The sequence below is a fragment of the Solirubrobacter pauli genome (assembly GCF_003633755.1).
GTDB classification, from domain to species: domain Bacteria; phylum Actinomycetota; class Thermoleophilia; order Solirubrobacterales; family Solirubrobacteraceae; genus Solirubrobacter; species Solirubrobacter pauli.
The window spans coordinates 2,352,811-2,368,408 of the sequence record NZ_RBIL01000001.1; the positions used below are offsets into that span (position 1 = coordinate 2,352,811).

The following is a 15,598-nucleotide window of genomic DNA, read 5'->3' on the forward strand; positions in this document are numbered from 1 at the left end:
GCCGCTAGGCCTTGGGCGACCGAGCGGACCGCTTGGCGGAGGGCTTCGCCAGCGCGGCCGCGACGACCTCGGTCGCGCGCTCGAGCTTGGTCTCGATCCGCGCGTCCACGTCACCCACGGGCGTGCGCACGATGCAGCCGCCACGGCCGACGCGCCGCTCGGCCTCGATCACGCACTGGTCGATGCCGCCGAGCGTGGCCTTCAGCTCCTCGGCCGCGCCCTGGACGATCTCGAGATCCTCCGGGTTGACCATGACGATCACCCGCTCACGCTCGACGATCCCGCGCAGCGCGCCCTGGACCGAGTCCAGCACCCGCTCGGGCTGGACCGACAGCGCGCCGGCCAGCACCTTGGACGCGAGCGCCATGCCCAGCTCGACCGCGCGGCGCTCGAGCTCGGCGGCGGTGTCCACCTGCGCGGCGCGCACCTCCTCGGTGGCCGCGGCCAGCGCGGACAGCGCCGGGGCGAGCGCCTCGAGCGCCTCGTGGCGACCGGCGGCGTAGCCCTCCTCGAGGGCCTGGCGACGGATCTGGTCGGCCTCGGCACGCGCCTCGGCGAGCACGTCCATGACGGCCGCGGCCTGGTCGGCCGGCGACAGCTCGGGCGCCGGCGGCTCGAGCATCTCGAAGTCGAATTCAGCGACGAAGCCCATGGCTACACCAAGGCGTCCTCGCCGGACCCGCCACCGCGGGAGATGACGATCGCGCCGGCCTCCTCGAGGCGACGGACGACACCCACGATGCGGCCCTGGGCCTCTTCCACCACACGCTTGCGCTGCGGCGGCTGGAACTGGATCTCCTCCTTGAGGAGCTCCGCGCCACGCTCGGACATGTTGCCGAAGATCTTGCCCGCGACGTCGTCGCTGACGCCGCGCAGGGCGATCGCGAGGTCCTTCTGGTCGACCTCCTTGAGCACCATCTGGATCGAGCGGTCGTCGAGCTTGACGACGTCCTCGAAGGTGAACAGCAGGAGGCGGATCTCCTCGGCCAGCTCGCCGTCGGCCTTGGCCAGCTCGTCGAGCACGTTGCGCTCGGTCGTCCGGTCGGAGCTGTTGAGGATGTCGGCCAGGGACTTGACGCCACCGGCGGCCGCGTACTCCTGCGAGCCGACCGCGGACAGCCGCGAGCGCATGACGCTCTCGACGTGCGACACGACCTCCGGCCGGGTCTCGGCCATGAGCGCGATCCGCAGGGCCACGTCGGCCTGGATCTCCGGGTCGATGTCCGACAGCACCTGGGCGGCGAGCGTCGTGTGCAGGTTCGAGACCACCAGCGCGATCGTCTGCGGCGACTCGTTGCGCAGGAAGACCACGATCTGCTCGGCCGGCGTGCGGCGCAGGAACTCGAACGGACGGCGCTCGATCGTGGCGGCGAGGCGCCCGATGATCTCCTCCGCGCGATCCTCGCCCAGCGAGCGCATCAGCACGCTGCGGGCGTAGTCCACGCCACCCTCGGCGAGGTAGTCCTCGGCGAGGACCGACTCGACGGCCTCCGTGATCACGTCACGGCAGACCTCGGTTGGGATCTTCTGGGCCTTGGCGAGCTCGAGCGAGAGCGCCTCCACCTCGGACTCACCGAGGTACTTGAAGATCTCGCCGGCCCGCTGCTCGCCGATCGCGACGAGCAGGGCGGCGGCCTTCTGGATGCCCTTGAGGCCGGCGGCGGTGACCGCCGGCTTCTCGATGTCCTTCAGCGCGGCCATCTGACTAGTCCTCCGCCATCCAGGCCTTGACCTGCGCGGCGACGCGCTCGGGCTCGCGCTCCATCAGCTGGTCGAGCTGATGCATGCTGGCGTCCGGAGCGCGCGGCGGCAGCATGGCCGTCGAGGCGTTGTCGAGCGTGAAGTTCTGGCCGGCGCCCGCCTCGAGCTGAGCCAGCGACACCGGCTCGGAGATCTCCGTCAGCCAGGCCGGCGTCAGGTTCTCGTTCTCGCGCTTGCGCATGCCGCGGGTCATGAAGAAGAGGAACAGCAGCGCCGCCAGGCCGAGGCCGACCCACTTGAGCGGACCGAGCAGCGTCGTCGGCACCGGGCCCGCCTTGGGCGTCTCCGCCTTGGCGAACGCGAACTGCGTCGAGGTGATCGTGTCGCCGCGCTGCGTGTCGACGCCGGCGGCGGTCGCGACCGTGTTCTTGAGCGCGGTCGCCACGTCGGCCGGGACCGACTTGTCGAGGATCAGGGCGACGTTCATCTTGTTGACCTCGCCCGGGGCCTTCTTGGTCTTGGTGACCTTCTTGTTGACGCCGTTGACGGTCGTCTGCTTCTTGTTCTCGTAGTTGCCGCCGGCGCCCGCGCCGTTGTTCCCGTTGTCGGAGTAGGTCGGGACGTTGCGGCCGGTGCCGGCCGTGCCACCCGCGCCGGCGGCGTTCGCGCCTTCCATCTTCTCGGACTCGATCGTCTCGGTCAGCGGAGTGCTCTGGCCGCCGTACGTCTCGGACTCCTCGGTCGTGTCGTCCACGTTGAGGTCGGCGTTGACGGTGACCTTGGCCTTGTTCGGGCCGAGCGTCTGGGCGAGCATCGCGTTGATGGCCGCCTCCTTCTGGCGGGCGAAGCGCGCCTCGGCGGCCTGCTTGGTGCCGCTGCCGGTCGCGCCGGCCTCGTCGGACGGCCACAGGATCGTGCCGGTGGAGTCGGTGATGGTGACGTTCGCGCTCTTCAGGCCCTTCACGGAGGAGGCGACGGTCTGCGCCATGCCGCGCACGGCGCCCGGCTCGAGCGTGTCGGCCGTGTTGCCGAGCTGCACGGAGGCGGTCGCGGCCGAGGCCTCGTCCTGGAAGAGGTCGTCCTGCGGCATCACGACCTGGACCTGCGGGTTCGAGACGCCCTGCACGCTGGCCAGCGTCTTGCCGATCTCGCCCTCCAGCGCACGCTGGTAGGTGACCTGCTGCTGGAACTGCGAAGCGCCGAGCTTGCTCTGGTCGAGCAGGGTGTAGCCCTCGTCGGAGCCGCCGCCGCCCGTGGTCCCGACACCCTGCGAGGCGAGCGCGATGCGCGCCTGCGCCATCGAGGCCTTCTGCACCGCGAGCGCCGTGCCGTTGTTCTGGAGCTCGTAGGCGATGCCCTGCTCGTCGAGCGCCGCGGTGATCTTGCCCGTCTGGGCGGGATCGAGGCCCGAGGCGATCGTCGAGTACGCCGGCGCCGTCGCGATCTTGAGCAGCAGGAAGGCGATCGCCAGGATGGCGAAGGCCGACACGCCGAGGATCGCCTTGGTCTTGGCGGGCAGGGCGAGGATGTTCTGGATGAAGGGCGGCATGACTTAGATCAGACCTGCGTCTGGAAGATGGTCTGGACGGCCTCGACGGCCTTCGTGCGGATCTGGCTGGCCATCTGCATCGAGAGCTGGGCGCGCTCGACCGCCATGACCACGGCGGTGGGATCGGTCGCCTTGCCGGTGGCCAGGTCCTGCGCCGCGGTGGCGGCCTCGGCCTGCGTGTTCTGCAGGCCCTGGATCGCATCGCCGAGCATCGAGCCGAAGCCCGAGCCACCCTCGGTGGCGGTCGGCGGCTTGGTGATCGAGCCGATCGAACCGATGGAGCCGATCGAGCTGGCGCCGGTGACGGCGGAAGTCGGATCGATGGTCATTAGCGGAGGATCTCCAGGGTCTTGGCAAACATCTGCTTGGCGGCCGTCATCGCGGTCACGTTGGCCTCGTAGGCGCGCTGCGCGTCGATCAGGTCGACCATCTCGGTGACCGTGTCGACGTTGGGCATGCGCACGTAGCCCTCTTCGTTCGCGTCGGGGTGGCCGGGGTCGTAGACGAGCTTCCCGTTCGTCTGGTCCTCCGTGATCTCCGTCGCCTGGACGCCGCCGGGCGCGACGCCCGAGGTGCCCATGGCGCGCGAGAGCTGCGAGCCGAACGTGCCGGGCTGGCCGACCGCGCGCAGCGTGACCTCCTTGCGGCGGTACGGGTTCCCGTCCGCGCCCTTGGTGGTCTCGGCGTTCGCGATGTTCTCCGCCGTGACGTTCATCCGGAGCCGCTGCGCCGTGAGCGCGGACCCCGAGATCTCCATGCCGCCGAACATGCTCATCAGGCGACACCGAGGGCCGAGCGGATGATGGCCGTGCGCGCCTTCAGCACGGAGACGGCGGCCTGCTGCTCGAGCGCGTTGGCGGCGAGCTTGGCCGACTCGTTGTCGACGTCGATGGAGTTGCCGTCCGCCTGCGTCACGCCGACCGCCTGGTCGGCCTGGGTCGTGAAGGACGTGTGCTCCACCGTGGCCTTGTCGCCGGTGCCCAGCGCCGCGGCGAGGGCTCCGTGAAAGTCCACGTCGACGCGGCGGTAGCCGGGCGTCGAAGCGTTGGCGATGTTGGCGGCAAGCGCTTCGTGGCGCTGGGCAGCGCCCGAAATGCTGCGCTCAAGCGCCAGCTGTGTGGTATCGATCAGCACGAGGGGACGGATCTCCTGGAGGGAAGAGGGGGGCGGTCCGTCCTTGGACCTCACGCGCTCCATCCTTGGTGCGCACTCCCTCTATCGGCGTGCCGCTCGGGGGCCTTTAGGGCTCAGACCCGATTAAATGGACCGGCCCGCTCCATTGGCGGGCCGTTCGCGAAGAAGGTCTAGGCGCTGCGATTGACGAGGCCGTGCTCGACGGGCGGCGGGCCCGCATAGCCGCGCATGGCGGTCTTGTTGCGGTTCATGCCCCCGAGCTTCTGGAGCGTGAAGGCGCGGCCGGCCGACAGGCCGGCGTGGATCTCGGCTTGCAGCTCGACCAGGCGCTCGAGGTGCGCCCGGGCGGCGACGGGCGGGTGGCCGAGCGCGACCGAAGCGCTCAGGCGCTCCGCGGACGCCGCCGGGACTTCCTCCCAGCGGCCGTCACGGACGAGGTCCCGCTCGCGCTCGGCGAGGGCGACCAGCTCGGCCCAGGGCTGGGCCTCGGCGCTCACGCCGGGCGCGGAGCGTCGGCGATCTCGGCCCACGCGTCGCGCAGCTCGGTGAGGAGCTCGGAGACTTCCTCGATCTTGGCCGGGTTCTGCTCGAGCGAGGCTTCGATCAGGTGCCGGCGGCAGAAGGCGTAGATGCCCTGCAGCCGCGCGGCGACTTCACCGCCGCGCTCGTGGTCGAGCGTGACCGTGAGCTCGTCGATGATCGCCTCGGCCCGGCGCATCCGGTCCTGGGAGTTCGTCTTGTCGCCCTCGCGCATCGCGTAGGCGGCCTGGAACAAGAAGCGCAGGCAGCCGTCGTACAACATGACCACGAGCCGGCCAGGAGGGGCCGTGAGAATGCTCTGCTGCTTGTACTGGGCCGTCGGGTTGGCGGCGAAAGTAGCCACTGAAGAAGGCTCCTGGTGAGTCGGAGGGGAGGAGGAGGAGGGAGGGATCGGTCTGGTGATCGGCGCGTGCGCGGGGTTCTTGAGGCTCACGGCAGCGTGGCGATCTGGCTCGTGAGCCACGCCTGCTGCGTCTGTGAGTTGCTGAGCGCCTTCTCCATGGCCGCGAACTGGGCCTTGAGACGCTTCTGCTCGACCTCCATGCGCTCGTTGAGCTTGGTGATCTGGTCGGTGAAGCCCTTGAGCGTCGTGTCGTCGGTCTTCATCCGGCCGGTGATGATGCCGTTGGTGCCGGTCTGCGTTCCGACGTAGTCGGCGATGACCGCCGACAGGCCCTTGGTCGCGCCCTGGCCCGAGAAGAGCTCCTTGACCTTGGTGTAGTCGTTGGCGATCGCGGCCTTGAGCTTCTCCTGGTCGACCGTGAGCTTGCCGGCGCGGGCGTCCTCGGAGTTGGTGCCCGCCTTGGGCACGCCGATGCCGAGATCCGACAGGCCGGTGAGGCCGAGGCCGGAGATGGCCTTGGTCATCGTCTCCTTGAGCGAGTTGAGCATGGAGGCCATGCCCGTGTCGCCGAACAGCTGGCCCTTCTGCAGGTCGCTCGTGGTCGTCGCGGTCGGGACGCGCTTCTCGGTCAGCTCCGAGCGGGTCGCGGTGACGACCGCGTTGTAGGCGTCGACCAGCGCGGTGACCTTCTTCGCGATGTCCTCGGTGTTGACCGCGGGCTGGGTCGTGGTCACCGTCACCGGGCTGCTGGTGATGCCCTTCAGCGAGACGCGGACGCCCGGGATGATGTTCTCGAGGATGTTCGACTCGGGGTTGATCTCCGCGCCGCCGTTGACCTTGATCGCGGCGTTGAGCGTCGCGCCTGTGCGCGTGTAGGCCGGGTCCTCGGCCAGCGCGCTGCCGGCGCCGAGCTGCGAGGTGTCGACCGAGAAGTCGGAGTTGGCGCCGGTCTTGCGCGAGGAGAAGACGATCTGCTCGGTCGTGCCGTTCTTGACGACCGCGGCGTAGACGGGAGCGCCGTCCTTGGCGTTGATCGCCGTGGCGACGTCCTGGAGGGTCGCGTTGGCCGGGACGTCGATGTCGATCTTCGAGTTGCCGGCCGCGTTGGGGTCGTTGCCGTAGTAGAACGTCAGCTTGCCGGCGTTGGCCCCGGCGGTGTAGTTGAAGCCGTGCTGCGCGGACGACGCGAGGCGGCTGACCTCGATCGAGTTGCCGCCGATGCCGGCGCCGCCGAGGACGGTGACGTCGATCTTCGTCGGGTCCGAGGACGCCGTCGTCTGGACGGGCTTCCACAGCGACGCGGACGACAGGTCGTTCGCGGCCGTCTTGACCGCGTCGAGCTTCGTCTTGATCGCCTGAAGGTCGTTCTTGTGCTGCGTGACCTGGGTCTGGCGTTTCTGCACCGCCGTGACCTTGGTCTGCTCGAGCTGCATCAGCTGGCTGATGATCGACTCGGTATCAAGGCCCGACGCCATGCCGGTGAGGGAGATGGGCATGTCGATGGACTCCTCTAAAGGTCATCGCCGGACAGGATGTCCAGCGCTTTCGACGGCGGGATGGTCTTGATGACGTTGCCTTCGAGGTCACGCACCTGGATGATCACCCGGTTCGATTCCTCGTCGCGCTTGAAGTGCAGCTCGCGGTTGTTCTTGTGCATCGCCTCGACGACCTCCGCAGCCTTGGCCACGAGCTCGCGGGCTTCCGGGGTGGGTGCCGGGGGAACGTCGCCGACGACCGTCCCGGTCTCGACCACGCCCTGCTGGTGCGGATCCGTCGCCGTCGGGCGCGGGTCCTGCACTCCGGCCGCCGGCGCCGCGGGGGAGACCGCGGGCAGCTGCTGGTAGGGAGTGAAGCGACCGATCTGAAGAGTCATCTCAGACCCGGTAGTCGGCGGGTGGTGGCGATCCTTTAGCCGACGGCGGAGAACAACACCGCGTCGTCGGAGAGCTGCTGCTTGAGCGTGCGCTTGAGCTGCGAGTGGATCTGGCAGATGCGGCTCTCGGAGACGCCCATGACCTCGCCGATCTCACGCAGGGTGAGGTTCTTGACGTAGAGCAGGACGGCCACCTCGCGCTCGCGCTGCGGCAGGTTGTCGAACGCGCGGCGGAACTTGGCCTTGGCCTCCGAGTTGGCGGCCTGGTGCTCCGGGTCGCGCTTGGCGTCGCCGTCGGCGAGCGTGTCGATGCGCTCGACCGTGGTCTCGTCGTCGGAGATGACCAGCGTGTTGAGCGACGTCACGTCCGAGACGGAGATGTCGTCCTCGCGGCGGCGCAGCTCGTCGACCGTGATCGAGAGCGCGTCGGCGAGCTCCTCACGCGTCGGGCGGCGACCCTGGATCGTCGTGAACTGGTCACGGGCGCGGGCGATGTCGCGCTCCCAGCGGCGCAGCGAGCGCGGCGCCCAGTCCTGCCGGCGCAGCTCGTCGAGCACGGCGCCGTGGATGCGGGTCCACGCGAACTGCTCGAGCGTGGCGCCCTTCTCCGGGTCGTACCGGTCGATCGAGGCGATCAGCGCCTCCAGGCCACACGAGATGAAGTCCTCGACCTCGCAGCGAGCGGGCAGCTCGCGCACCTTCTTGAAGACGATGTACTTGACGAGCGGTGCGTAGGTCATGACAAGGCGATTGCGGACCTGCAGCGATCCGGTCTCCTTGTACTCACGCCAAAGCGCGAGGGCATCCTCCGCGCTGACGCGGCGGCGACTGCCTGAGGACGTCGTGGGCTTCATGGCGAGTAGGGAACTCCTGAGAGGGCGAGACGGACTGACGGACGCAGTCTGTATCGGGCGCTCACCGGAGTTTCTTCATCACCGATTTGGAGTAGGACGCTTTTCGGACAACCGGTAGGCCCAGGCCAATACCTGTGCGACAGCCGTCCACATCTGCTCCGGGATCTCCTGTCCGAGCGCCAGCTCGGTCAGCGCCGAGGCGAGCTCCGGGTCCCGGTGCACCGGCACGCCCGCCTCGTGTGCGCGCTCGAGTATCTGGGCGGCGACGGCCCCTCTGCCGGCGGCCACGACCTTGGGGGCGCCGTCACCGGTGTACTGGAGCGCCGCGGTGATGTCGGGGTCAGGCATAAAGATCCAGCGGCGCCTGTCGCGGTCGGACGTTTACCGTCGCCTCTAAACCGATCCCTTCCAAATTGGCGCGCAAACGCTCAGAGGCAAGGCTCGCGACTTGATGGGGGCGGCCTGCGGGGGTCGTCACCTCGGCCAGGAAGTGGTCGCCGCGCAGCTCGAGGCGGAGGTCCAGCTTGCCCAGCGTCGGCGACGTGAACGTGAGCATGACGACGTCCGCGGGCTCCCCGTCCGCCCCCGGGCGGCGAGCCGGCGGCTCCTCGACCTCCACGCGGGGCGGCTGGAGCGGCGGGGCCGGCATCCCCTGGCCGAGTACCTGGGGCTGCGGTTGCACGACCTGGGCGGGCTGGGCCTGCTCCGGCGGGGGCGGCGCGGGACCGTCCGCCGGCGCGGCCGTGGGTTGGGCCGGTGCGCTGCCGGGCTGGGCGGGCTGTGCAGGCACCGCGGGCTGCCCGGGTGCCGGTGCACCACCCGGTTGAGCGGGCTGCCCGGGCACCTGCGGCTGTGCGGGCGTGGCGGGTGCGCCCGACGGGGCCGGCGAGAGCACCGGTGGCGCTTTCGGCGCCGCGGCTTCGCCGGGCTCTGCCGGCTGGCCGGGCACGGCGGGCTGCGCGGCGGCCGGAGCACCGCCTGGCTGAGTGGGCTGCCCGGGCGCCGGAGCACCGCCCGGCTGAGTGGGCTGCCCGGGCGCCGGAGCACCGCCCGGCTGAGCGGGCTGGCCAGGAGCGGGTCTACCGCCGGGCTGGGCCGGCTGGCCCGGCACGGCAGGCGCCGGAGCGCCGCCCGGCGGGGCGGACTGGCCGGGCGCGGGCGCCTGCGCAGGCGTGGCCGGACCACCGGGTTGACCGGCGGGGCTGGGCAGCGGCAGCTTGATCGGCGGCAGGTACGCACCCGTGCCGGCGGGGGCCTTCGGCATCGGCGGCCGACCCGCCGGCGCCTCGCCACCCTGCGGCTGGTCGGACTCGATCTGCAGCCACACGCGCTCCGCCGTGACCTCCTTGACCTTCAGCTTCAAGGTGGCGCCGGCCGCGATCTCCGGCGGCAGCTTGGCCGTGATCGGCATCCCGGCGATGACGATCACGGCGTGCGTCTCCCCGCGGGAGGCGACGCGGGCCATCATCGACGCCCCTTCGCGAATCGGCACCGTCGGGAGCTGCTTGCGCAGCAGGGCGGCGGTGACAGCGATCGGATCCATGACTCAAGGATGCCGGTCCGACCGCCGATGGGATGTCCCGTATGGATCGCGGCCTCTATCTCGCAGCCTCAGGCATGCTCGCCGAGCAGATCCGCCAGGACCAGATCGCGAACGACCTCGCGAACGCGTCGACCGCCGGCTACAAGGCCGAGCGCACGACGCAGCAGTCCTTCGGCGAGCTGCTCCTCACCAACTCCGTCACCGGCCAGCGCGTCGGCAACGTCACCACCGGCGTCGCGGTGACGAACACCGTCACCGACTGGACCCCGGGGACCATGAAGGACACGGGCGAGCCGCTCGACTTCGCGATCAACGGCGACGGCTTCTTCGCCGTCCAGACCGGCGCCGGCACGCGCTACACGCGCAACGGGCAGTTCACCTCCGACGACCAGGGCCGCGTGACCACGCTCGAGGGCGACCTCGTGCTGGGGCGCAACAACCAGCCCGTCGCGCTCGGCGCCGATGGCAAGGTCGATCCGCGCCTGCTCAACGTCGTGACCCTGAACAACCCGGAGAAGGCCGGCAACTCGTACGTGACCGGCACGCCGGGCGCGGTCGCCGGCCAGGTCGCGGGCTCGGTCCGCTCGGGTGCGTTGGAGGCGTCCAGCGCCGATCCGACGCAGTCCATGGTGGACATGATGGCGTCGCTGCGCGCCTATGAGTCCGGCCAAAAAGTGATCCAGACGATCGACGAGACGCTCGGCAAGGCCGCGGGCGCCGTCGGTTCGCTGACCTAGCTCAAGTCGTCCGCTTAGAAAGCCGACCTAGATACCAATGCTCGAAGGACTCCGAACCGCCGCGGCGGGCATGAAGGCGCAGCAGTTCAAGCTCGACGCCGTCTCGAACGACCTGGCCAACGCCAACACCACTGGCTACAAGCGCCTGCGCGTCGGGTTCTCGGACCTGCTGTACGAGCAGGGCGGGCGCCCCACGATCTCCAACGAGGCGCAGGTCGGCACCGGCTCGCGCGCCGTGTCCGGCGGTCGTACCTTCGAGCAGGGCAACCTGCAGCAGACCGGCAAGCCCACCGACGTGGCCATCCAGGGCCCGGGCTTCATCCGCGTCAAGCTCGCCGACGGCCGTGACGCGCTGACGCGCGACGGCAACCTGCACATCGACTCCGACCGCAAGCTCGTGACGAGCTTCGGTGGCACCGTCAGCCCCGAGATCAAGTTCGCCGAGGGCGTCGCGGAGTCCGACATCTCGATCGGCCGCGACGGCACGGTGATGGCCAAGGGCCAGGCCGTCGGCCGGATCCAGCTCGCCAACGTCCGCTCGCCCCAGAACCTCGAGTCGGTCGGCGACAACGCCTTCATCACCACCGCGCGCTCGGGCAACGCCGTCGCCACCCCGGCGACCACCGTGCTCGAGCAGGGCGCGCTCGAAGGCTCCAACACGGACATGGCGCAGGCCATGACCGACATGATCGAAGCCCAGCGGACCTACCAGCTGACCTCCAAGGCGATCCAGACCGCCGACCAGATGATGGAGATCGCCAACGGGGTCAAGCGATGAGCTCGATCAACTCGATCTCGACGACGTCGCTGCCCGCGGACATCCGCGCCGCCGGCACCGACGCGATCAAGGACTACAAGTCGGCCGTCGGCTTCGAGCAGATGCTCGCCGGCCAGCTGGTGAAGAGCATGGTGAGCGAGAGCTCGCTCGGTGAAGGCCCCTACGCGTCGACGATGCAGGACACGCTGACCTCGGCGCTGACCGGTGGTCAGGGTCTGGGCCTCGCCCGGCAGATCTACAAGGAGATGCAGTCGTGACCACGGTCCTCGAGGCCGAGCTGCTCGTCCACCTGGACCAGCAGATCAACTCCGCTCGCCAGCTGCTCAAGCTCGTCCTCGCCCAAGGTGGCGCGATCCGCGAGCGCGATACCGAGGCCGTCCTGGCCCGGCTCGCCGACATCCAGTCGGAGATGGTCCGTCGCAACGGCCTCGAGCAGGAGCGCACCAGCCTGCTCCAGCGGGCCGGCGTCGCGCTCGGCATGCCCGCCACGAACGTCACGCTCGAGCGCCTCTGCAGCCTCATCACCCCCGGCGCCGCGTCCGCGGCGATGCAACGATCCGCCGAGCTGCGTGGTCTGCTCGCCGAGATCGCCCGCGAGCACGGCATCAACCGTGCCCTGATGCGCCAGGAGCTGACGTTCCTGTCGCACCTCACCCGCCTGATCGGCCAAGAGGCCGAGCCGGGCTACAGCCCTCCCAACGGCGCACGCCCCAACGCCGCACCAGCGCCCTCCACCTACCGCGCACTGGACCTCCAGGCCTAACCCCACCTGATCCCTCATGCCCGTCTCCTCCTTCTTCGGCATGCAGACCTCGCTGCGTGGCCTTCTGGCCCACCAGCGCATGCTCGACACCACCGGCCACAACATCGCGAACGCGTCGACGCAGGGCTACTCCCGCCAGGAGGCCACCCTGCAGGCGTCGCGGGCCGTGCAGCTGACGCTGACCAACAACGTCAACACGGTCGGCGCGCAGCTCGGCGCCGGCGTCGACGTCACCGGCTTCCGCCGCATCCGCGACCAGTTCCTGGACTCCCAGTACCGGGCGCAGAACACGAACGTCAACGAGTGGAACGCGAAGGCTGATGCCCTCGACACGGCCGAGCTCTCGCTCGCGGAGCCGGGCGAGAACGGCATCAACCAGCAGCTCGCCAACTTCTGGAACGCGTGGTCGGACCTCGCCGGCGCCGCCAACGACAACTCGGCCAAGCAGTCGCTGGTCCAGAAGTCGAACGGCCTCGCCGACTCGATCCAGTCCGTGCGCGCGCAGATGGTCGCCGCGCAGGAGCGCGCCCAGGGCCAGTACGCCGCGATCACCGGTCCGGGCGGCGAGGTCGAGAAGGTCGCGACCGAGCTCGCGGACCTCAACAAGGTGATCTCGCAGGCGATGATGGTCGGCGAGTCCCCCAACGACCTGCTCGACCGCCGCGACCTGCTGATCGACAAGCTGTCCGGCTACGGCCAGGTGTCGGTCGAGAACCTCGACAGCGGCTCCATGAACATCTCGTTCGTCGACCGCACGAACGGCACCGCGCACCCGATCGTCACCGACCGCACCGCGACCTGGTCCGGCCCGCCGATCGGCGACTGGAACCCGGGCGGCGAGATGGGCGGCCTGCTGGCCACCGGCAAGACGCCCGGCGGCATGATCGCCGGCTACCTGAACCAGATCGACACGATCACCTCCTCGCTCGTGAGCGCCGTCAACGCGGCCTACGGCGGCGAGTTCTTCAGCGTCGGCACGCCCGCGGGCGCGACCGTCAAGGTCGCCGACGCGCTGCAGGCCAACCCCTCTTCGGTCACGGCCGGCAGCGGCGCGGCCGGTTCCAACGACCTCGCCCTCAAGATCTCGCAGCTGCGCGGCAGCGCGGCGATCGACGGCGAGTACAAGGTCTTCGTCGCCAAGGTCGGCGGCGATCTGAACGAGGCCCAGCGGATGCAGGGCAACGCGCAGATCCTCACCGACTCGGTCGAGAACCGCCGCCAGAGCGTCTCGGGCGTCTCCATGGACGAGGAGATGTCGAACCTCGTCCGCTTCCAGCGCGCCTACCAGGCGTCGGCGCGCGCCATGTCAACGATGGACGAGATGCTCGACGTCCTGATCAACCGCACCGGAAAGGTCGGCCTCTGATGCGCGTCACGACTTCGATGATCCAGCGCAACGTCCTCGCTGATCTCAACACGCTGTCCGAGAAGATGGCGAAAACGCAGGCGAAGGCCTCGTCGCAGAAGGAGATCACGAGACCGTCGGACGACCCGTTCAACGCGGCCCGCGCGATGGGCCTGCGCCAGACGCGCGACGCGAACGACCAGTACAAGCGCAACATCAACGACGCGCAGGGCTGGCAGGACGCGACCGAGTCCTCGCTGGGCGCGATGACCGACTACGTCACGCGCGCCAACACGCTGGTGCTGCAGGGCGCGACCGACACGGCCGACGCCGAGTCGCGGCTCGCGATCGCCGCGGAGATCGACCAGATCATCCAGGGCCTGAAGGAGACCGCCAACGCCACCTACGGTGACAGCTACCTGATGGCCGGCACCGCCACCAACGTCGCGCCCTACAAGCTCGGCCCCGACGACACCTTCCAGGGCAACGAGGCCGGCTTCGACCCCGCCATCCCGGGCGTCGTGCGCGAGATCGGCCCGGGCGTGACCATGACGATCAACCTCGTCGGCCGCGAGATCCTGGGCGACGGTGGCGCCGACGGCAAGCTGCTGAGCGCGCTGCGCCAGATCTCCACGAACTTGAAGGCCAACGACAGCGCCGCGCTGCAGACCGACACCGGCGTGCTGAAGGCCCAGCAGGACGCGCTGCTCAACGTGCGCGCCCGCAACGGCTCGATGACGAACCGGCTGATGGCCGCCCAGACGCGCCTGGACCAGATCCAGGGCGCCGTGACGGAGCAGCTCTCGAACACCGAGGACGCCGACTTCGCCAAGACGATGATCGACTTCAACTCGCAGTCGGCCGCCTACCAGGCCTCGCTGCGCGCCGGCGCGAACATCGTGCAGTCGTCGCTCATGGATTTCCTCCGCTAGGCCGATAAGGCCCTAGAAGCGATCCGTTTCACCTCCCTCCCTCCGTTCCCTCCTCCAGGACCTCTCTTCGCCCATGAGCATCACCATCGATTCCTCGCGCTTCGGCACGCTCGAGATCGCGTCCGAGGACGTCATCGAGTTCCCGACGGGCCTGATCGGCCTCGGCGGCACGTCCTACGCCCTCGTCGCCCCGTCCGAGGACGGCGCGTTCTGCTGGCTGCACTCGCTCGAGGACGCCGACCTGGCGCTGCCGGTCGCCAACCCGTGGCACTTCTTCAGCGACTACGCGGTCGACCTGTCCGACGAGGCCGCCAAGCCGATCACGGCCGACCCCGCCGACGTCGCCGTCTGGGTGACCGTCCGCGCCGGCGCCGAGCTCTCGGACTTCTACGCGAACCTGCGCGCCCCGATCCTCGTCGCCGAGGGCAAGGGCCACCAGATCATCAACGAGGCCGCCGACGCTCCCGTCCGCGCCCCGCTCTTCCCGGCCGCCGTGGCCGCCGCGGCGTAAGCCGCACTTCCAACCCACCCGCAGCGTAAATCCAAGGAGGAACCATGCTGCTCATCACCCGCCGTGTCGGCGAGAAGATCATGGTCGGCGACGACGTCGTCGTGCACGTCATGGAGATCGTCGGCAACACCGTCCGCGTGGGCATCGAAGCCCCGCGCAGCACGCCGGTCTACCGCGAGGAGATCTGGCACGCCGTCCGTGACGAGAACCGCGCCGCGGCCCACGCCGCTCCGGTCGAGTTCCCCTCGCCCGCGAAGGCGTAGACCGCACGAACATCGGCCGTACCGCTAGGCGCCGCCGATCCGGGGTACGGTCTTGGAATGAACTTGTCCAAGACCGCCCGCAACCTCGCGGTTGCCGACATCGCCCTGGCGTTCGCGCGTGATCGCCTCGCGGCGAAGCTGCCGGGCGTCGAGCCGCGCAAGAAGAAGCGCTCGGGCGCCAAGAAGCTCCTGCTGGGCGGCGGCGTGGCCGCCGCCGTCGCAGCGCTGCTCTTCAAGCGCGAGTCCGTCAAGGGCCTCCTCCCCGGCGGCTCCGGCGACAGCGCCCCGCCCGCCGAGCCCGGCGGCTACACGCCGCCCCCGGTCTCCAACTACGACGCCTCCGGTCCGGTCGCGAACACCGCGACCGCCGTGCCCGTCCCGCCCGCCTACGAGGAGCCGGCGATCGACGAGGCCGCCGAGGAAGCCGCCGCCGCGGCCGAGGCCGCCAACATCGGCGGCACCGTCTCCGACTACGCGGGCCCCGAGGGCGAGACCGCCGATGACGCGTTCGCGCCGCTGGCCGAGGCCGGCGAGGGCGAGGCCGAGGGCCAGGAGCAGACCGAGGACGAGCTGCGCGAGGCCGCGGAGCCGTTCGACGGCCGCAGCCCCGAGGAAGCGCAGCTCGACGAGGCGATCGAGGCCACCGAGAACGCCGAGCAGATCGAGCCGGTCAAGCCGGCCGACGACTCCGAGTGGAACACGTGGTCCGGGCGGTCCACGAACCCGTAAGGG

22 protein-coding genes are annotated in these 15,598 nt (G+C 69.9%); 9 read left to right on the forward strand and 13 right to left on the reverse strand.

Annotated features, from left to right (window positions below; all coding sequences use genetic code 11):
• Positions 1-4: 4 nt before the first annotated feature.
• The 13 genes from C8N24_RS11125 to C8N24_RS11185 all read right to left on the reverse strand — a co-directional run bounded on the left by C8N24_RS11125 (position 5) and on the right by C8N24_RS11185 (position 9,537).
• Positions 5-652 (reverse strand): FliH/SctL family protein, encoded by a 648-nt coding sequence (locus C8N24_RS11125; protein WP_121250095.1) that lies wholly within the window; start codon positions 650-652, stop codon positions 5-7.
• 2 nt (positions 653-654) lie between these two features.
• Positions 655-1,701: a flagellar motor switch protein FliG gene (fliG, locus tag C8N24_RS11130; protein ID WP_121250096.1), complete on the reverse strand. Its 1,047-nt coding sequence runs from the start codon at positions 1,699-1,701 to the stop codon at positions 655-657.
• Positions 1,702-1,705: 4 nt separating this feature from the next.
• Positions 1,706-3,250 carry a flagellar basal-body MS-ring/collar protein FliF gene (gene fliF, locus C8N24_RS11135; protein WP_121250097.1) on the reverse strand — a complete coding sequence of 515 codons (1,545 nt, stop codon included), beginning with the start codon at positions 3,248-3,250 and terminating at the stop codon, positions 1,706-1,708.
• An 8-nt stretch (positions 3,251-3,258) separates the two neighbouring features.
• On the reverse strand, positions 3,259-3,579 hold the full coding sequence (fliE, locus tag C8N24_RS11140) for a flagellar hook-basal body complex protein FliE (protein ID WP_121250098.1): 321 nt from the start codon (positions 3,577-3,579) through the stop codon (positions 3,259-3,261).
• On the reverse strand, positions 3,579-4,025 hold the full coding sequence (gene flgC, locus C8N24_RS11145; RefSeq protein ID WP_121250099.1) for a flagellar basal body rod protein FlgC: 447 nt from the start codon (positions 4,023-4,025) through the stop codon (positions 3,579-3,581). The genes fliE and flgC overlap by 1 nt, the downstream gene beginning before the upstream one ends.
• The gene (gene flgB, locus C8N24_RS11150) at positions 4,025-4,438 is read right to left on the reverse strand and encodes a flagellar basal body rod protein FlgB (protein ID WP_170179008.1); all 414 of its coding nucleotides are present in this window, start codon (positions 4,436-4,438) and stop codon (positions 4,025-4,027) included. The genes flgC and flgB overlap by 1 nt, the downstream gene beginning before the upstream one ends.
• Positions 4,439-4,554: 116 nt before the next feature.
• Complete coding sequence (locus C8N24_RS11155; RefSeq protein ID WP_121250101.1) at positions 4,555-4,881, reverse strand: hypothetical protein; 327 nt, start codon at positions 4,879-4,881, stop codon at positions 4,555-4,557.
• Complete coding sequence (fliS, locus tag C8N24_RS11160) at positions 4,878-5,267, reverse strand: flagellar export chaperone FliS (protein WP_170179009.1); 390 nt, start codon at positions 5,265-5,267, stop codon at positions 4,878-4,880. The genes C8N24_RS11155 and fliS overlap by 4 nt, the downstream gene beginning before the upstream one ends.
• An 86-nt stretch (positions 5,268-5,353) precedes the next feature.
• A complete protein-coding gene (fliD, locus tag C8N24_RS11165; RefSeq protein WP_121250103.1) occupies positions 5,354-6,763 on the reverse strand; it encodes a flagellar filament capping protein FliD in 1,410 nt (469 codons plus the stop codon).
• Positions 6,764-6,777: 14 nt separating this feature from the next.
• Positions 6,778-7,140, reverse strand: a complete 363-nt coding sequence (locus C8N24_RS11170; RefSeq protein WP_121250104.1) for a flagellar protein FlaG — start codon at positions 7,138-7,140, stop codon at positions 6,778-6,780.
• Positions 7,141-7,175: 35 nt separating this feature from the next.
• Positions 7,176-7,994 (reverse strand): sigma-70 family RNA polymerase sigma factor, encoded by an 819-nt coding sequence (locus tag C8N24_RS11175; RefSeq protein ID WP_121250105.1) that lies wholly within the window; start codon positions 7,992-7,994, stop codon positions 7,176-7,178.
• A gap of 78 nt (positions 7,995-8,072) precedes the next feature.
• Positions 8,073-8,342: an EscU/YscU/HrcU family type III secretion system export apparatus switch protein gene (locus tag C8N24_RS11180; protein WP_121250106.1), complete on the reverse strand. Its 270-nt coding sequence runs from the start codon at positions 8,340-8,342 to the stop codon at positions 8,073-8,075.
• Positions 8,335-9,537, reverse strand: a complete 1,203-nt coding sequence (locus C8N24_RS11185; protein ID WP_121250107.1) for a hypothetical protein — start codon at positions 9,535-9,537, stop codon at positions 8,335-8,337. The genes C8N24_RS11180 and C8N24_RS11185 overlap by 8 nt, the downstream gene beginning before the upstream one ends.
• A gap of 41 nt (positions 9,538-9,578) precedes the next feature.
• On the opposite strand from C8N24_RS11185, the gene C8N24_RS11190 reads away from it, so the two are divergent.
• The 9 genes from C8N24_RS11190 to C8N24_RS33880 all read left to right on the forward strand — a co-directional run bounded on the left by C8N24_RS11190 (position 9,579) and on the right by C8N24_RS33880 (position 15,595).
• Positions 9,579-10,274 (forward strand): flagellar hook-basal body protein, encoded by a 696-nt coding sequence (locus tag C8N24_RS11190; RefSeq protein ID WP_170179010.1) that lies wholly within the window; start codon positions 9,579-9,581, stop codon positions 10,272-10,274.
• A 37-nt stretch (positions 10,275-10,311) separates the two neighbouring features.
• A complete protein-coding gene (locus C8N24_RS11195) occupies positions 10,312-11,052 on the forward strand; it encodes a flagellar hook-basal body protein (protein WP_121250109.1) in 741 nt (246 codons plus the stop codon).
• On the forward strand, positions 11,049-11,309 hold the full coding sequence (locus tag C8N24_RS11200; RefSeq protein WP_121250110.1) for a hypothetical protein: 261 nt from the start codon (positions 11,049-11,051) through the stop codon (positions 11,307-11,309). Before C8N24_RS11195 ends, C8N24_RS11200 begins: the two co-directional genes overlap by 4 nt.
• Complete coding sequence (flgN, locus tag C8N24_RS11205; protein WP_121250111.1) at positions 11,306-11,815, forward strand: flagellar export chaperone FlgN; 510 nt, start codon at positions 11,306-11,308, stop codon at positions 11,813-11,815. The genes C8N24_RS11200 and flgN overlap by 4 nt, the downstream gene beginning before the upstream one ends.
• A 16-nt stretch (positions 11,816-11,831) precedes the next feature.
• The gene (gene flgK / locus C8N24_RS11210; RefSeq protein WP_121250112.1) at positions 11,832-13,181 is read left to right on the forward strand and encodes a flagellar hook-associated protein FlgK; all 1,350 of its coding nucleotides are present in this window, start codon (positions 11,832-11,834) and stop codon (positions 13,179-13,181) included.
• Positions 13,181-14,092 (forward strand): flagellar hook-associated protein FlgL, encoded by a 912-nt coding sequence (gene flgL / locus C8N24_RS11215; protein ID WP_121250113.1) that lies wholly within the window; start codon positions 13,181-13,183, stop codon positions 14,090-14,092. Before flgK ends, flgL begins: the two co-directional genes overlap by 1 nt.
• A gap of 73 nt (positions 14,093-14,165) precedes the next feature.
• The gene (fliW, locus tag C8N24_RS11220; protein WP_121250114.1) at positions 14,166-14,603 is read left to right on the forward strand and encodes a flagellar assembly protein FliW; all 438 of its coding nucleotides are present in this window, start codon (positions 14,166-14,168) and stop codon (positions 14,601-14,603) included.
• Between the two features lie 44 nt (positions 14,604-14,647).
• Complete coding sequence (gene csrA, locus C8N24_RS11225) at positions 14,648-14,866, forward strand: carbon storage regulator CsrA (protein ID WP_121250115.1); 219 nt, start codon at positions 14,648-14,650, stop codon at positions 14,864-14,866.
• A gap of 57 nt (positions 14,867-14,923) precedes the next feature.
• The gene (locus tag C8N24_RS33880; RefSeq protein WP_170179011.1) at positions 14,924-15,595 is read left to right on the forward strand and encodes a hypothetical protein; all 672 of its coding nucleotides are present in this window, start codon (positions 14,924-14,926) and stop codon (positions 15,593-15,595) included.
• Positions 15,596-15,598 lie beyond the last annotated feature (3 nt).

Excerpts from the sequence above, each read along its gene's own strand:
- C8N24_RS11125 (WP_121250095.1), bottom strand. The coding sequence starts at position 652 with ATGGGCTTCGTCGCTGAATTCGACTTCGAGATGCTCGAGCCGCCGGCG.
- fliG (WP_121250096.1), bottom strand. The coding sequence starts at position 1,701 with ATGGCCGCGCTGAAGGACATCGAGAAGCCGGCGGTCACCGCCGCCGGC.
- fliF (WP_121250097.1), bottom strand. The coding sequence starts at position 3,250 with ATGCCGCCCTTCATCCAGAACATCCTCGCCCTGCCCGCCAAGACCAAG.
- fliE (WP_121250098.1), bottom strand. The coding sequence starts at position 3,579 with ATGACCATCGATCCGACTTCCGCCGTCACCGGCGCCAGCTCGATCGGC.
- flgC (WP_121250099.1), bottom strand. The coding sequence starts at position 4,025 with ATGAGCATGTTCGGCGGCATGGAGATCTCGGGGTCCGCGCTCACGGCG.
- fliD (WP_121250103.1), bottom strand. The coding sequence starts at position 6,763 with ATGCCCATCTCCCTCACCGGCATGGCGTCGGGCCTTGATACCGAGTCG.
- C8N24_RS11170 (WP_121250104.1), bottom strand. The coding sequence starts at position 7,140 with ATGACTCTTCAGATCGGTCGCTTCACTCCCTACCAGCAGCTGCCCGCG.
- C8N24_RS11175 (WP_121250105.1), bottom strand. The coding sequence starts at position 7,994 with ATGAAGCCCACGACGTCCTCAGGCAGTCGCCGCCGCGTCAGCGCGGAG.
- C8N24_RS11180 (WP_121250106.1), bottom strand. The coding sequence starts at position 8,342 with ATGCCTGACCCCGACATCACCGCGGCGCTCCAGTACACCGGTGACGGC.
- C8N24_RS11185 (WP_121250107.1), bottom strand. The coding sequence starts at position 9,537 with ATGGATCCGATCGCTGTCACCGCCGCCCTGCTGCGCAAGCAGCTCCCG.
- C8N24_RS11190 (WP_170179010.1), top strand. The coding sequence starts at position 9,579 with ATGGATCGCGGCCTCTATCTCGCAGCCTCAGGCATGCTCGCCGAGCAG.
- C8N24_RS11195 (WP_121250109.1), top strand. The coding sequence starts at position 10,312 with ATGCTCGAAGGACTCCGAACCGCCGCGGCGGGCATGAAGGCGCAGCAG.
- C8N24_RS11200 (WP_121250110.1), top strand. The coding sequence starts at position 11,049 with ATGAGCTCGATCAACTCGATCTCGACGACGTCGCTGCCCGCGGACATC.
- flgK (WP_121250112.1), top strand. The coding sequence starts at position 11,832 with ATGCCCGTCTCCTCCTTCTTCGGCATGCAGACCTCGCTGCGTGGCCTT.
- flgL (WP_121250113.1), top strand. The coding sequence starts at position 13,181 with ATGCGCGTCACGACTTCGATGATCCAGCGCAACGTCCTCGCTGATCTC.
- fliW (WP_121250114.1), top strand. The coding sequence starts at position 14,166 with ATGAGCATCACCATCGATTCCTCGCGCTTCGGCACGCTCGAGATCGCG.
- csrA (WP_121250115.1), top strand. The coding sequence starts at position 14,648 with ATGCTGCTCATCACCCGCCGTGTCGGCGAGAAGATCATGGTCGGCGAC.
- C8N24_RS33880 (WP_170179011.1), top strand. The coding sequence starts at position 14,924 with ATGAACTTGTCCAAGACCGCCCGCAACCTCGCGGTTGCCGACATCGCC.